The 15,265-nt window shown below is 53.8% G+C and carries 16 protein-coding genes; 1 reads left to right on the top strand and 15 read right to left on the bottom strand.

Going from position 1 to position 15,265, the window contains the following annotated elements:
* Nucleotides 1–3: 3 nt before the first annotated feature.
* A complete protein-coding gene (locus tag AC3WS9_RS19875; protein WP_492490019.1) occupies nt 4–1,143 on the bottom strand; it encodes an efflux RND transporter periplasmic adaptor subunit in 1,140 nt (379 codons plus the stop codon).
* Nucleotides 1,144–1,532: 389 nt separating this feature from the next.
* Here AC3WS9_RS19875 and envR point away from each other — a divergent pair, with 389 nt between their 5' ends.
* The gene (envR, locus tag AC3WS9_RS19870; protein ID WP_492490017.1) at nt 1,533–2,180 is read left to right on the top strand and encodes an acrEF/envCD operon transcriptional regulator; all 648 of its coding nucleotides are present in this window, start codon (nt 1,533–1,535) and stop codon (nt 2,178–2,180) included.
* On the opposite strand, the gene AC3WS9_RS19865 is transcribed toward envR, so the two are convergent.
* The 14 genes from AC3WS9_RS19865 to acuI all read right to left on the bottom strand — a co-directional run bounded on the left by AC3WS9_RS19865 (nt 2,175) and on the right by acuI (nt 15,126).
* Entirely contained in the window at nt 2,175–4,259 is a 2,085-nt protein-coding gene (locus AC3WS9_RS19865) for a putative bifunctional diguanylate cyclase/phosphodiesterase (RefSeq protein WP_492490015.1), read from the bottom strand. The two genes, envR and AC3WS9_RS19865, sit on opposite strands and share 6 nt — an antisense overlap.
* 143 nt (nt 4,260–4,402) lie before the next feature.
* The gene (locus AC3WS9_RS19860) at nt 4,403–4,567 is read right to left on the bottom strand and encodes a DUF2556 family protein (RefSeq protein WP_492490013.1); all 165 of its coding nucleotides are present in this window, start codon (nt 4,565–4,567) and stop codon (nt 4,403–4,405) included.
* A gap of 182 nt (nt 4,568–4,749) precedes the next feature.
* A complete protein-coding gene (fis, locus tag AC3WS9_RS19855; RefSeq protein WP_003855228.1) occupies nt 4,750–5,046 on the bottom strand; it encodes a DNA-binding transcriptional regulator Fis in 297 nt (98 codons plus the stop codon).
* Between the two features lie 25 nt (nt 5,047–5,071).
* The gene (dusB, locus tag AC3WS9_RS19850; protein WP_282491897.1) at nt 5,072–6,037 is read right to left on the bottom strand and encodes a tRNA dihydrouridine synthase DusB; all 966 of its coding nucleotides are present in this window, start codon (nt 6,035–6,037) and stop codon (nt 5,072–5,074) included.
* Between the two features lie 330 nt (nt 6,038–6,367).
* Entirely contained in the window at nt 6,368–7,108 is a 741-nt protein-coding gene (locus AC3WS9_RS19845) for a carbonic anhydrase (RefSeq protein WP_285145654.1), read from the bottom strand.
* Between the two features lie 144 nt (nt 7,109–7,252).
* On the bottom strand, nt 7,253–8,134 hold the full coding sequence (prmA, locus tag AC3WS9_RS19840) for a 50S ribosomal protein L11 methyltransferase (protein ID WP_492490010.1): 882 nt from the start codon (nt 8,132–8,134) through the stop codon (nt 7,253–7,255).
* An 11-nt stretch (nt 8,135–8,145) separates the two neighbouring features.
* Complete coding sequence (panF, locus tag AC3WS9_RS19835; RefSeq protein ID WP_100778677.1) at nt 8,146–9,597, bottom strand: sodium/pantothenate symporter; 1,452 nt, start codon at nt 9,595–9,597, stop codon at nt 8,146–8,148.
* Entirely contained in the window at nt 9,587–9,829 is a 243-nt protein-coding gene (locus AC3WS9_RS19830; RefSeq protein WP_282491893.1) for a YhdT family protein, read from the bottom strand. Before AC3WS9_RS19830 ends, panF begins: the two co-directional genes overlap by 11 nt.
* Nucleotides 9,830–9,937: 108 nt before the next feature.
* Entirely contained in the window at nt 9,938–11,287 is a 1,350-nt protein-coding gene (gene accC / locus AC3WS9_RS19825; protein ID WP_095283636.1) for an acetyl-CoA carboxylase biotin carboxylase subunit, read from the bottom strand.
* A gap of 10 nt (nt 11,288–11,297) precedes the next feature.
* Entirely contained in the window at nt 11,298–11,765 is a 468-nt protein-coding gene (gene accB, locus AC3WS9_RS19820; protein ID WP_095283635.1) for an acetyl-CoA carboxylase biotin carboxyl carrier protein, read from the bottom strand.
* A gap of 21 nt (nt 11,766–11,786) precedes the next feature.
* Complete coding sequence (gene aroQ / locus AC3WS9_RS19815; protein WP_282491891.1) at nt 11,787–12,239, bottom strand: type II 3-dehydroquinate dehydratase; 453 nt, start codon at nt 12,237–12,239, stop codon at nt 11,787–11,789.
* A 234-nt stretch (nt 12,240–12,473) separates the two neighbouring features.
* Nucleotides 12,474–13,073 carry a protein-methionine-sulfoxide reductase heme-binding subunit MsrQ gene (gene msrQ / locus AC3WS9_RS19810; protein WP_492490007.1) on the bottom strand — a complete coding sequence of 200 codons (600 nt, stop codon included), beginning with the start codon at nt 13,071–13,073 and terminating at the stop codon, nt 12,474–12,476.
* The gene (gene msrP / locus AC3WS9_RS19805; protein WP_285145650.1) at nt 13,073–14,074 is read right to left on the bottom strand and encodes a protein-methionine-sulfoxide reductase catalytic subunit MsrP; all 1,002 of its coding nucleotides are present in this window, start codon (nt 14,072–14,074) and stop codon (nt 13,073–13,075) included. Before msrP ends, msrQ begins: the two co-directional genes overlap by 1 nt.
* A 77-nt stretch (nt 14,075–14,151) precedes the next feature.
* Nucleotides 14,152–15,126, bottom strand: coding sequence for an acrylyl-CoA reductase (NADPH) (gene acuI, locus AC3WS9_RS19800; RefSeq protein ID WP_285148097.1), 975 nt, complete (start codon nt 15,124–15,126; stop codon nt 14,152–14,154).
* Nucleotides 15,127–15,265 lie beyond the last annotated feature (139 nt).

Genomic DNA, 15,265 nt, shown 5'->3' with positions numbered 1-15,265 from the left:
CCCTTAACTGGCTTTAGGCGCGGCGGAATCCGGCGTGGCGACCACAGTGGCGCCAGGATGGACTTTTTGCAGGCCGCTGACGATCACGCGATCGCCTTCCTTCAACCCTTCGGTGACCAGCCAGCGATCGCCAATGGCCTGTGGCGCAACAACGGTTCGCATCTCAACCTGCTCTTTGGCATTCACCACCAGAACCGTGGCGTCACCGCGCGGTGTGCGAGTGAGCCCCTGCTGCGGAACCAGAATGGCATTCGGCTGCACGCCTTCATCAATACGGGCACGCACAAACATGCCGGGTAACAGCATATGCTGAGGATTTGGGAAGACGGCGCGAAGAGTGATAGACCCCGTGCTCTCGTCAACGGTAACGTCGGAGAACTGCAGCGTGCCTTTTTCCGGGTACGGCTGACCGTTTTCCATCAGCAGCTGGACGGTGCTGGTGTCATTGCCTTTTTGCAGACTCGCCTGCTTCAGCTGCATGAAGTCATTGCTCGACTGTGTGACATCCACATAGATCGGATCAAGCTGTTGCACGGTTGCCAGTGCTGAAGTCTGCCCATTAGTGACCAGCGCGCCTTCTGTGACGCTGGATTTACCAATTCGTCCGTTAATTGGCGATGACACTTTGGTGTAAGCAAGATTGATGCGTGCCGTTTCGACACCCGCCTGAGCGGCGGTAACGCTGGCATCGGCCTGTCTGGCGTTGGCCACCGCCTGGTCATACTCTTGTCGACTGACGTATTGCGTACCGACCAGAGGGACATAACGTTTCACGGTCAAATGAGCGATGTTTGCGGCGGCTTCGGCTTTCTGCAGATCGCCTTTCGCACTGTCATACGCGGCCTGATAGGTCGCAGGATCGATCTGATACAGAGAATCGCCCGCTTTGATATCACTGCCCTCGGTAAAATTACGACGTAAAATAATGCCGCTTACCTGGGGACGAACTTCAGCGACGCGAAAGGCATCCGTACGCCCTGGTAGTTCAGTGGTCACCGCCAGCGGAGCACTTTTCACGACATATACAGTTACCTGAGGTGCCTGTGCGCTTGGTTTTGAGTTATCAGAACCATCACAGCCAGCAAGCAGCGCGGAGCAGATAATTAAACCGGATAAGGGTAAAAGCCTGAAGTGTTTCTTCATTACTGTTCCTTTAAAAACAATAAACTGATATTTGCCGTGAAGGGTAAAAAGGGTTGCGGGGGCAAAGAGTCAGAAAGTCAACGCACATCATAATGGGGCACGGTGATGTTGTTTAATTTATAAGTGCGGCACATCGATTATTAGGATAAAAACCAGGGCCTGATACGACTAATCAAGGATATAGTGAAGAACAACAACGGGCGTTTGCCAAATACACTTAAGGTTATTCATATATTTTATGAATCTAATGATTGTGATTCATTTGCGTGAATTATTAATTAAGGTCATTGCCTTTTTTTGTTCAGAATAACAATTCCTTTTAGGGAATACTTTCACGACTACGTGCTCAGGGTTACGTGGAAAAGTATTCAGGTAATGGATGAGAGTCTATGGCGCGTAAAACGAAAGAAGATGCACTCAAAACAAGACAACAGCTGATCGAAGCGGCCATAGCGCAGTTCTCCACGCGGGGTGTGGCCAGCACTACCTTGACCGATATCGCTGATGCCGCAGGCGTCACGCGCGGGGCAATTTACTGGCACTTTACCAGCAAGTCGGAAATCTTTAATGCCATATGGGAGCAGCAACTGCCCCTGTGCGATTTAATTCACGACCAGCTTTCGCTGACGCTCAATGACGATCCTTTATGCGTTCTTCGTGAGCGCTTTATTGTTGCGTTGCAATATATTTCTCGCGATCTTCGTCAGCGGTCGCTGTTACAGATTCTGTATCATAAATGTGAATTTAATAATGAAATGACATCAGAGTGTGAAATTAGAAACAGAATTGGCTTTAATTACCAGAACGTTCGCGCATTGCTGGAGAAGGGGTTGTCGAAAGGAATCATCTCTCCGCCGTTAAATATCGATATGACGTTGATTGTTTTTCATGGTTTTTTTAGCGGATTAATTAAAAACTGGTTAATGAATAGTGAGAATTTGAATCTCTATCAACAAGCCCCCGCGCTGGTGGACAATATCCTGGCGACGTTAAATATCACCCGCGTGCCGCCAGCGATCTATCCTGTTGCTTCATGATGGCAGAGGGTTCTTCATCGCTTCCAGGTTATTGCACAGCTCTTCGACGGTCTGCGCCGTGACCGGTCGGCCTAGCAGATATCCCTGAAGTGTATTGCAGCCAAGTTCGGTCAGGAACTGCTGTTGGGCTTCGGTTTCCACCCCTTCTGCGACCACTTTAAGATTCAGCGTTTTCGCCAGCGCGACAATCGCCGAGACAATCGTGGCGTCGTCGCTTTTCCCGCTCAAATCCTTCACGAACGCGCGATCGATTTTCAGCTCGCAGGCCGGCAATTGCTTCAGATAGAGCAGGCTGGAATAGCCCGTCCCGAAATCATCAATCGACGCTTTTACGCCTGCATTAGTCAGCTCCGTTAAGATCCTGACGCTCTCCTCCGGATTGTGCATCGCAGTGGTTTCTGTCACTTCGAGGATCAACGATTCCGCTGGAAGGTTATGCCGTGCCAGGCAGTCGAGGACCGTTTGAACCAGCGTGGGTTGTTCAAACTGTAGCGTCGATAGGTTCACCGCCATCGACCAGGCGCTGTGGCCCTGCTTGTGCCACTCGCGCAGCTGGCGGCAGGCCTCGTTAATCACCCAGTTCCCTATCGGGATAATCAGCCCGGTTTTTTCTGCCAGCTGCAGGAAGACATCTGGCGTCAGGAGCCCCTGTTTTGGATGCTCCCAGCGCAGCAAGGCTTCAAAGCCGAGTATCGGGCCGGCGGGAGCGTGGAATTTCGGTTGATAGTGCAGGCGCAGTTCATCGCGATCGATCGCCAGCCACAGATCGTTCATCAGCTGTAAATGTGTTTGCGCCAGCGTGTTCATCGATGGTTGGAAAAAGTGATACCCGTTACGGCCCATACGTTTGGTGTGATACATCGCCGCGTCGGCATTAAACATCAGTTCACGATCGGATTTTCCGTCGTGCGGATAGAGCGCAATGCCAATACTGACAGTCACGACCAGCTCGTACGGCTCGACGTTGAACGGGCTGTCGATGGTGCGAACCAGCGCACTGGCCAGCGAAGCTGCATCATCCGGGCCGCCGACTTCCGCCAGCAGAACAAACTCGTCGCCGCCAATGCGGGCGAGGGTGTACTGGCCTTTCAGCGGCAGCAGGAGCCGCTCGGTGACCGCCACCAGAAGTTTATCGCCCGTATCATGGCCGTAGGCATCATTCACCCCTTTAAAGCCATCAAGATCCATAAACATCAGCGCAAAGTGGGTCCCTTCGCGATCGGCCTTGCTGATCGCCTGGTCGAGACGGTCTTCCAGCAGTATGCGATTGGGCAAGCGGGTCAGGGTATCGTGCAGTGCCAGCTGAGCCAGCTCACGGTTGGCTTCGGCAAGCGAAGAGGCCAGCAGCGAAGTGCGGGCCTGGAGGCGTGCATCGAGCATGGAAACCAGTAAGGTGATGCCGAGAATAGAGAGGGCAACGACGCTGACCAGCACCGCCAGCCAGCTGCCATTAATCCCGTCATGATGCATTTCCGTCGATGCCGGGAACAGCGCCGCTTTCATGCCCGCATAATGCATGCCCGCGATGGCAATGCCCATCGTCACAGCGGCACCTAAACGCATCAGTGCCACCTGGGCCGCCTCATGGCGCAATCGGAAGGTGAGCCACAGGGCGGCCAGGGAGGCTGCCAGCGCGATGACCACAGAGAGGGCGATCCAGGTTTTGTCCCAGATGATCCCCGGCGTCACTTCCAGCGCCGCCATCCCCGTGTAATGCATGGCGACAATGCCGGTGCCCATCACTAATGCGCCAGGTAAAAGGCGGCGTAAACGCAGCTGCTCTCCGCTCACCAGCCAAAGCGCAAACATCGACGAGCCAATCGCAATCACCATTGACAGCACGGTTATCGCCGGGCTGTAGCTCATGCTCATGGAGATATCCATCGCCAGCATGCCGATAAAATGCATCGCCCATACGCCGATTCCCATCGCCACGCCGCCGCCCGCCAGCCAGACGCGCGCAGCAATACCCTGACTCCCCGCGACGCGCGCGGCCATATTCAGCGCGGTGTAGGCAGCGAGGATGGCAACAACAAAGGAGACGACAACGAGGATTTGGTTGTATTGGCTTACCAGCATGGGGGTTTAACTCATTCTCAGTGAGACGATATGCAATGCGCCTGAAAAGGGCAGTGACATTACCATCGTAACGGAATGGCGAAAAGGGATTTAAATCCCCGTTTTTACTGGGTGTTAAGGCCGTTTTTACGGGTGTTCGCCGCTTAATCGAGCTCTGAGCAGTTCACCAGTTTGAGAGGATTTACGGAATTCATATTGCGACATTTATCGGTTTCGGTACTCAGCAACTCAATCCACTGGATCAGCAGCGCATCGAAGATGAAAACCGTGACACCAAATACCACTAACCACCCGTATTTACGAATCATTGTGTCGTTCCGTGTTGAAGAAGAGGCCCTGTAAGGTGGTGGAAATATACACGAAAAGCAGGCGTTGAAAAGCGGAAAAAGGCAAGGTTTACAAACCCTTGACGTTCGGAAAAAAGGCAATAAAAAAGGCGCATCCCCATGCCGAGTAGCGCCTTTTTAAACAAGCATTTAGCTAATCGAAATTAGTTCATGCCGTACTTTTTCAGCTTCTTACGAAGAGTACCACGGTTGATACCCATCATCAGGGCTGCGCGGGTTTGGTTACCGCGGGTGTATTGCATCACCATGTCCAACAGTGGCTGTTCAACTTCAGCCAATACCAGCTCATACAGGTCACTAACATCTTGACCGTTCAGTTGAGCAAAATAGTTCTTCAGTGCCTGTTTTACCGAGTCACGGAGGGGTTTTTGAGTTACCTGATCCTGAGAGTTAACGGTAGAAACGGTCAGTACGTCAGAATTTACGCGTTGTTCGAACATAGTTCTGTCAGCTCTTTATTTCTGTTTACGCAAAATTTTCGAAGTATGCCTCCAACGCCTCCAGCTGTACGCTGGCATCCTCTATGGCGTTGAATGTGCGCCGAAACTGGTCATTTGGAGCGTGCTCCTGGAGATACCAGGAAACGTGTTTACGCGCAATTCGGTACCCTTTTGCCTGACCATAAAAGTCATGCAGTTCCCGAATATGCGAACAAAGCAAGCGCTTAACCTCTGCCAGAGGCAGTGGCGCAAGCAACTCTCCAGTGTCCAGATAATGCTGGATTTCCCGAAAGATCCAGGGTCTTCCCTGAGCCGCACGTCCTATCATCAGAGCATCTGCCCCTGTATAGTCGAGCACAGCCCTGGCTTTTAGCGGGTCAGTTATGTCGCCATTCGCGATAATCGGAATGGAAACTTTCTGCTTAACTGCCCGAATGCTGTCGTATTCCGCATTGCCGTTGAACAAACAGGCGCGAGTGCGTCCATGAATGGTCAGGGCCTGGATACCACAGTCTTCGGCCAGTTGGGCAATTTCTACACAGTTACGGTGTTCCGGCGCCCAACCAGTGCGAATCTTCAGCGTAACGGGAACGTCCACTGCGTTAACCACCCCCGACAAGATCAGTTTCACCTGATCGGGGTATTGCAGAAGGGCGGAACCTGCCAACTTGCGATTCACCTTTTTTGCCGGGCAACCCATATTGATATCAATAATTTGGGCGCCACTTTCAACGTTAATACGCGCGGCTTCCGCCATTTCTTCAGGATCGCTTCCGGCAATTTGCACGGTGCGAATACCTGGCTCATCAATATGCACCATCCGAAGACGGGACTTATCGCTTTCCCAAACCTGAGGGTTAGACGACATCATCTCGGAAACAGTCAATCCTGCTCCCATCTCGTAGCACAACGTCCGAAACGGCCGGTCAGTGATACCTGCCATAGGCGCTGCGATCAGGCGATTTCTGAGCTGATAGTGTCCGATGCGCATGAGTTAAGAAATGACCATACTGTGACTGCAAGGCGGCGTATATTACGCATTTTTTGCACGAGATGAAAGGCCAAACTTTGAACAATCCGCTGTTACAGATCAAGGAATTGCTGCTCAGCGTTTGCGCGAGAGATTATTAATCATGTAAATCATTGTGTTATATGATTGTGGTTGTTTTATAGGCGCTTACAAATTCCCGTAAGTTCTCATCATTTCTGCATAAATGACTCACTTAATCGGGATAATCTGCTGTTTTAAGCAGCAGATTATCGCCCTTCTTTGCGATCTGAGTCGCATTTTAGAACATGATCTCAGCGCGCAGTGCGAGCATTATTCCACAACAACGCGACCATTCAGGGACTGTACCGGACGGTTATTATCGTGATGCATAGTGTGGGTAAACTTTTCCAGCTGTGCGTCGGAAAGCGTCATCGGGTGCTTAAGCACGATCCAGGTAACACCCTCTGAGCACGGTGGCGTGGTCAGGGAACCGCTAAAGCGCCAGTAGGTTTTGTCCTTCGGCAAAAGCTTGTTCAGGTCCAGATGTGTATCCAGTTTCGCCGATTGCTCTGCCTGCCCAGGCATGACGCCCCACAGTTTATCCAGCTCGGCGTTCGCCGCCCCCTTATCAAACATCACCGCTACCACCACCAGTGCGCCGTTCGCATTTTTATGCACGAGGTGCATCTCCATGGCGGACTTTTTGCCATGAATCGCGTTCTCTGCCGGAGCGTGGAAGTGGAACTGCTGCAGAGTCCAGGTCTGGTTGTCGAGGGTGATGGAATCGCGCGTCTGCGCGTCTTCAGCGGCCTGAATGGTGTGGCCATTGTTCGTCAGCGTCACCGGGCCATCAATGTAGCGCGTCACCAGCGGCGAAATATGCGCTTTGGCAGTGGCGTCGATATTAATCGGAGACTGATTCTTCCCGCTCTGACAGGCCTTGTAGGCATCATCCAGTTCGCCCCAGTGTTCTGGTGAACCTTCGCCTTCGTAGCTCCAGTGAGATGCATATGCTGAAACCGAGATCATGCTGAGCGCCAGCAGTGCTGCCTTGCCAATAAAATGTGCCATAGTATTCTTCCAGTGAATTTTTATATTCAAATCATTGATTATGAGATGATTTGCCGTGGGAATTTTACTGGATAACCACAATAAAAAGGAGGGAAATTGAGTCCAAAAAAGGCGTGGGGAGGAACCCACGCCGGAGAGACGAAATTACTTTTTACGACCGGTGATGCGGCACCACTCTTCTTTCTCGACCACCGGATCGAGGGCGAAGAGATCGGCGTAGGCTTCGCATACGCTGTCAGCCTGGCTGGCAAGGATCCCCGACAGACCCAGCAGACCGCCCTCAACGGGCAGGACGCTGATTAACGGGGCCAGTTCGCGTAATGGGCCCGCCAGGATGTTTGCGACCACTACATCGGCTTTCATGACCTCTGGCTGGCTATCCGGCAGATAGAGTTCCAGTCGATCGGAAACGCCGTTGCGCTGTGCGTTATCGCGGCTGGCCTGAATCGCCTGCGGATCGATGTCGATCCCGATGGCTTTAGCTGCACCCAGTTTCAGCGCGGCGATCGCCAGGATCCCGGAACCACACCCGAAGTCGATCACGGTTTTGCCTTCCAGATCCAGTCCGTCCAGCCATTGTAGGCACAGAGAGGTAGTCGGATGCGTTCCGGTACCGAACGCCAGGCCCGGATCCAGCATCACGTTCACGGCGTTGGCATCCGGCACATCGCGCCAGCTTGGACAGATCCACAGACGCTTACCGAACTGCATCGGGTGGAAGTTATCCATCCACTCGCGTTCCCAGTCTTTATCTTCCAGTTGCTCGATTTTGTGCACGAAACCGACGCCCAGCAGCGGGTGATTCTCAAGGATTGCCACCACTTCTTTCATGTCGGTTTCGGCATCGAACAGGCCAATAACGTCGGTATCGCCCCACAGACGCGTTTCGCCTGGCAGCGGCTCAAACACCGGCGTGTCATGCGTGTCCTGGAAAGTAATGGAAACTGAACCCGCTTCCATTAACGCGTCACTCAGTTCTTCGGCATTGGCACCAGTTGTATTCAGTTTTAGTTGGATCCACGGCATGGCAAAACTCTTTATTTATCAGTAGAAATGACGGCGGCCTGTGGGACGGGTTGACCGAAACGGTTCCCCACCACAAACGCCAGCAAACTTAACAGTAACGAAGGCACGATCGGATGGAAGCCCAGGTACTGAATTTTAAAGGTGGCGAGTACCGCATAAAGTACGCCACCGACAATCATCCCGCTGAGCGCGCCCGCAGCGTTCGCGCGCTCCCAGTACAGCCCCAGCACCAGCGGCCACAGGAATACCGCTTCCAGCCCGCCGAACGCCAGCAGGTTGAGCCAGATGATCATCTCCGGCGGGCGCCACGCGGCCAGCATCATCAGAATGCCGAGCACCAGCGTGGTCCAGGTCGAAATGCGCTTCAGGCGATGCTCATTACGCATTTTAGTCGGCGTTGCGCTGAGCCACAGATCTTTAATAATGGTCGCCGACGCCTGCAACAGGTGTGCATTGACGTTGGACATGATCGCCGCCATTGGCGCGGCCAGGAATAGCCCCGCTGCCCACGGCGGCAACACCTGCACCATTAAGGTCGGGATCACCTGATCCGGCACGGTCAGATGCGGAAGAATGGCGCGGCCTAACGCACCCGCCAGATGCATGCCCAGCATCAGGAGTGACACCACGATCGTGCCGATGATAATCCCGCGATGCACCGCTTTACTGTCTTTATAGGAGATACAACGCACCGCCGTGTGCGGCAGGCCGATGACACCAAAGCAGACCAGCACCCAGAATGAAGTCATAAACGCCGGTGTCAAAATATCGTCGGCACCGTGCGGGCTGACCAGTTTCGGGTCAATCTGCTCCAGGGTTTCCACCGCGTTATGCAGGCCGCCCGCGGCGTAGATCACGCCAACCAGCAGCACCAGGGTGCCAATCAGCATCACCATCCCCTGCATCGTGTCGTTCAGGACGCTGGCACGGAAGCCGCCGAACGCGGTGTAGAGCGCGATGGTGATCCCGAAGATTAGCAGGCCATTTTCGTATTTAATCCCTGCGGCGGTCTCAAGCAGACGTGCGCCGCCGATGAACTGCACGGCAATCGCACCGACGAAAGCCACCAGCAGGCTAACGCTGGCAATCCACACCACTGCGCGGTTTTGATAGCGCGCCTGCAGCATGTCGTTAAGCGTAATCGCGTTATAGCGTCGGGCGAGGATGGCAAATTTTTTGCCCAGAATGCCGAGCGACAGCCAGATCGTCGGAACCTGAATCATCGCCAGCAGCACCCAGCCGAGCCCGTATTTATACGCCGCACCCGGTCCGCCGATGAACGAGCTGGCGCTGACGTAGGTCGCGGTCAGGGTCATCGCCAGCACAAACCCGCCCATTGAGCGGCTTCCGAGGAAATATTCGCTGAGGAATGAGCCAGTGCTGCGCTTACGCATGGCGTAAGCCGAGAGGCCGAACACAATAAAGAGATAGATAACCAGAACGGCGATGATTTCAGTTTGCATCGCTATCCTCCAGAGAGATATCGCGGAAGATAAAACGCACCATCAGCCAGCACAGCAGCGTAAAGACCAAAGGCATCAGCAGACAGGCCATTTCAAACCAGTGCGGCAGGCCGGTGAATCCGGGGGCCGAATCAGGTAAGTAAGCAGTCACTAACCACGCAAGAAGATAGAGAAGGGTCAGCCACAGCGCCCAGCGCGCTTCTTTATGGGCTTGAACAAAACGCTTGTCCATTTTAAGTCCCTTGTGGATGAAGAAAGCGGGGATTGTACATGATGGGGGCTAAGCGTCCCCAGAAATAAAAAAGGCCGGATTATCCGGCCTTTTAACGCTAATGCGGTCTTACTTTTCGTGAAGGCCGAGTTTTTTCTCCAGATAGTGGATGTTAGTCCCACCATTCTGGAAGTTCTCGTCGTTCATGATACGAACCTGCAGATCCACGTTGGTTTTGATGCCATCGATGATCAGCTCCTGCAGGGCGTTCTTCATGCGGGCAATTGCCACATCACGGTTCTCGCCGTAGCAGATAAGCTTACCGATCATTGAGTCATAGTACGGTGGTACGGTGTAGCCAGCGTAGATATGAGATTCCCAACGTACACCAAAGCCACCCGGCGCGTGGAAACGCGTGATTTTACCCGGGCTCGGCAGGAAGGTGTTCGGGTCTTCGGCGTTAATACGGCACTCGACCGCATGGCCTTTGACCACCACTTCTTCCTGCTTGATGGACAGCGGTTGACCCGCTGCGATACGCAGCTGCTCTTTAATCAGGTCAACGCCGGTAATCATTTCTGTCACCGGGTGTTCAACCTGAATACGGGTGTTCATTTCGATGAAATAGAACTCGCCGTTTTCGAACAGGAATTCGAACGTACCTGCACCGCGATAGCCGATATCGACGCACGCCTTGGAGCAACGCTCGCCGATGTAGCGACGCAGTTCCGGGGTAATACCCGGTGCTGGTGCTTCTTCGACCACTTTCTGGTGACGACGCTGCATGGAGCAGTCGCGTTCTGCCAGATAGATAGCATTACCCTGACCGTCAGCCAGCACCTGAATTTCGATGTGGCGTGGGTTTTCCAGGTATTTTTCCATGTATACCATGTCATTGCTGAAAGCAGCTTTCGCTTCAGCTTTAGTCATGGAGATGGATTGCGCCAGGTCTGCATCGCTGCGAACAACGCGCATACCACGACCGCCGCCGCCGCCGGACGCTTTGATGATCACCGGATAGCCAATGCGTTTAGCATGAGCACGGTTTGCATCCATATCGTCGCCCAGAGGGCCGTCGGAGCCTGGTACCGTTGGAACGCCCGCTTTCTTCATCGCGGTGATCGCCGACACTTTGTCGCCCATCAGGCGAATAGTGTCTGCTTTCGGGCCGATGAAGATAAAGCCAGAGCGCTCAACCTGTTCAGCAAAATTGGCGTTCTCAGAGAGGAAGCCATAACCCGGATGGATTGCCACCGCGCCGGTGATTTCAGCGGCGCTGATGATAGCCGGGATATTCAGATAACTTTTTACGGACGGAGCCGGGCCAATACAGACCGTCTCATCCGCCAGTAATACGTGTTTTAAATCGCGATCCGCGCTTGAGTGCACAGCCACGGTCTTGATGCCCAGTTCTTTACAGGCACGAAGGATACGCAGTGCAATCTCGCCACGGTTGGCGATGACAATTTTATCCAGCATGTTCGCCTCGTTACTCGATGACGACCAGCGGCTCGTCAAATTCTACCGGCTGACCACTTTCGACCAGAATCGCTTTAACAATGCCTGACTTGTCAGCTTCGATCTGGTTCATCATTTTCATCGCTTCAACGATACACAGGGTATCGCCTGCGTTGACTTTCTGACCTACTTCGCAGAACGCTTTAGCGTCCGGGCTTGGTGTGCGGTAGAAAGTACCAACCATCGGGGAACGTACGATGTGACCACTGATTTCTGCTGCTGCGGCTGCCGGCGCTTCAGCGGCCGGTGCAACTGCGTTAGACAGAGCAGGCTGCTGCTGCATCACAGGTGCAGCATAAGCCTGCTGCATGACCGGGAAGCTAGCGGCTGGCGCTGCACGGCTGATGCGTACAGACTCTTCGCCTTCAGAAATTTCCAGTTCGGAGATGCCTGATTCTTCAACCAGCTCGATCAGTTTTTTAATCTTACGAATATCCATGAGTGGGTTCCGTACTCTTGTTTAGTGTGATTGTGACAGGCGTTTTACCGCTGTCTGTAAAGCGTATGAATAACCGTCTGCACCCAGGCCGCAGATAACGCCAGCAGCGATATCTGACAGATACGAATGGTGGCGGAACGGCTCTCGTGCATGCACATTGCTCAGGTGGATCTCGATAAACGGGATGCTCACCGCAAGCAGTGCGTCGCGGATAGCAACACTGGTGTGCGTAAACGCGGCCGGATTAATCAGGATATAGTCCACAGTGTCTTTAGCCTGATGAATACGGTCGATGAGTGCGTACTCCGCATTTGACTGAAAATGGTCAAGACTCACGCCAAGCGCCGCTGCTTCCGTACCCAGACGGTTAACAATTTCGCTTAACGTCAGCGTGCCATACTTCTCGGGTTCACGGGTGCCGAGCATGTTCAGGTTCGGTCCGTTCAAAACTAAGATGTGCAACTTTCCAGTCATTGTGCCGCTATCTCCTGCGATTCTCGGGTAAAAAACAAAATATACCTTCGATGCGCAATTGTCACCCTTTCAGGAGAGGAAAAACCCCTTCAGGAAAACCAAGGTCGCACATTATAACGAGTTCGTAGCATTTAGCAGCTAAATACTGGTCTTATCAGGGAAGATTATCAACCGCAATTGGAAAAAGTTTCGCGGTTGATAAGTAATCTGCGGGAATACGCACAGTTTCGCGAACTATCGCCACCACTGGCGGAACTTCTTGTAACGCCATACCAAAAGGGCCACAGCAAGCAGGGCGTAGATGATGGGCTGAGGAGATAAAATCTTCACTGACCACAGATAATGTATCGGCGCCAGGATCGCCACCAGATAGACGAAGTTATGCAAAAGTTGCCAGCGTCGGCCCAGTTTTCGCTGTGCGTATTGGGTCGATGTCAGCGTCAGGGCCAGTAAAATCACCCAACTGACGATCCCGAGCGTCAGATACGGACGTGATACCAGTTCGCTGCCAAGTAGCGCCAGATTGTTAATCCCCAGCTCCAGCAACGTATAGCTCGTGAGATGTATCGTCGCCCAGGCAAAGCACCATAACCCTAAAAGACGCCGGGTTCGTATCAATAATGGCTGTTTAGCGTAGCGCGCCAGAGGCGAGACCAGCAAGGTCGCCAGTAAAAATTTCAGAGCCATCCTACCCGTAAAGTGTTGAATATCTTTGGCCGGATCGGCGCTGAAATAGCCCTGATTGGCCGCCCAGAATAGCCATATAAAAGGAAGCAAACCGGCAAGGTGCAGTAGCACCTTGAGCCAGGTGACCTGTTTAGCGGTTAAGCGCACTAAAAATTCTCCCGCAAATTGAGCCCGCGATAGAGCGAGGCGACTTCATCGGCGTAGCCGTTAAACAGCAGTGTCGGCTGGCGTTTCACATCCAGCGCGCCGCCGGATCCGATAAAGCGCTCGGTGGCCTGCGACCAGCGCGGATGATCCACATGCGGGTTCACGTTTGCAAAGAAACCATATTCGTTGGGCGCGGCGAGATTCCAGGTGGTCGGCGGGCGCTCTTTGGTCAGCTTAATGCTAACGATCGATTTGATGCCTTTGAAACCATATTTCCACGGCACGGTTAAGCGGATCGGCGCACCGTTCTGCGGCGGCAGGGCTTTGCCGTAAACCCCGACGGTCAGAAGCGTCAGGGGATGCATCGCCTCGTCGAGGCGCAACCCTTCAACATATGGATATTCCAGCCCGCCGCCGATAAACCGATCTTTCTGGCCTGGCATCTGCTCAGGCGAGTAGAGCGTCTGGAAAGAGACATATTTGGCATCGCTGGTGGGCTCAGCCATCGCCAGCAGTTTGTGCAGCGGGAAACCGATCCACGGCACCACCATCGACCAGGCCTCAACGCAGCGCATCCGGTAAATACGCTCCTCGAGCGGGAAACGGGTGGTGAGATCGTGATGGTCGAAGGTGAGCGGTTTGGCGACCTCGCCCTCAATTTTTAAGGTCCAGGGATCGGTTTTCATGCTTCCGGCATTGGCGGCAGGATCGGCTTTATCGAGGCCAAACTCGTAGAAGTTGTTATAGCCCGTGACTTTATCTTCCGGCGTCAGCGCAAGCGTGTTCTGCCACTGGGCGGGTTTGGTAAAAGTCAGCGGCTGGCCCGAGGGGGCTTTTGGACGATCGTTACCCTTGAACCAGTCGAGCAGGTCGGCATGGGCGGCGGGTGAGAGGGAAAGGGCGGTGGCGCTGATGCCGAGCATCTTCAGGATCTGGCGGCGCTGCAGCATAAAGACAGATTCGGACGTGACATCGGCTTCCGTCAGTTTTTTGGTTTTCATGGCATCCTCCATCATGCATTTTTCTAAGCATGACGGAGGAGTCGGTTTAGCGCGAATATGTCACGAAAATTTGAAGATTAGGCAATTTTCACCAGCGCACGACCGTGGAACTGATTGCTCATGATTTTACCGGCGTATTCCGGAGCCTGCTCGAGGGTGATCTCGGTGGCGCTCTGGCTGAAGAAGGATTCCGGCAGATCGCGCACCAGACGCTCCCAGGCCTGCGCGCGGCGCGCGGCTGGCGTCATCACCGAATCCACGCCCTGCAGACGCACATTACGCAGAATAAATGGCATTACCGTCGTTGGCAGTGCGAAACCGCCCGCCAGACCGCAGGCCGCCACACAACCACCGTAGTTCATCTGCGCCAGCAGTTTTGCCAGCACTTTATCGCCCACGGTATCGACCGCACCGGCCCAAACCTGTTTCTCCAGGGGACGCGTTTCGCTGAACTCTTCGCGACCGAGAATGCGGTTTGCACCGAGAGAACGCAGGTATTCATGGGTGCTTTCGCGCCCGGTAACTGCAGCGACCTGATAACCCAGTTTATGCAGCAGGGTGACCGCCGTACTGCCGACGCCACCGCTGGCACCGGTCACTACCACTTCGCCGGAGTCCGGGCGAACGCCCGCCTCTTCCAGCGCCATCACGCACAGCATGGCGGTAAAACCTGCCGTGCCGATAATCATCGCTTTACGACCGTCCAGCCCTTTCGGCATCGGCACCAGCCAGTCGCCGTTGACACGCGCCTGCGTCGCCAGGCCGCCCCAGTGGTTCTCACCCACGCCCCAGCCCGTCAGCAGCACCTGCTGCCCGGCGTGAAAACGGGGATCTTCGCTGGAATGGACGCGCCCGGCGAAATCAATTCCCGGAATCATCGGAAAGTTGCGGATGATTTTACCCGTGCCGGTAATCGCGAGGGCATCCTTGTAGTTCAGGCTGGACCAGTCGATATCAATAGTGACATTGCCTTCAGGAAGACGGCTTTCTTCAACGGATTGAATCGACGCCAGCGTGTTACCGTCCTGCTGTTCTAAGATCAAAGCCTGCATACAAATGTCCTCACTAAGCATGGTGATTGGAAAATTATTTCTGGAGACTATACTCGCTCATTGAAACGCTATGCCGATTTAACGCAATAAATTGCCAGATCGACCAGGTTTGGTAGTATGCCCCTGCTAAACGCAAGTT

The sequence above is a fragment of the Lelliottia sp. EB106-05-01-XG201 genome, from assembly GCF_058791735.1.
The sequence above is the reverse complement of the archived record's forward strand: the minus strand, read 5'-3'. Positions and strand labels throughout refer to the sequence as shown.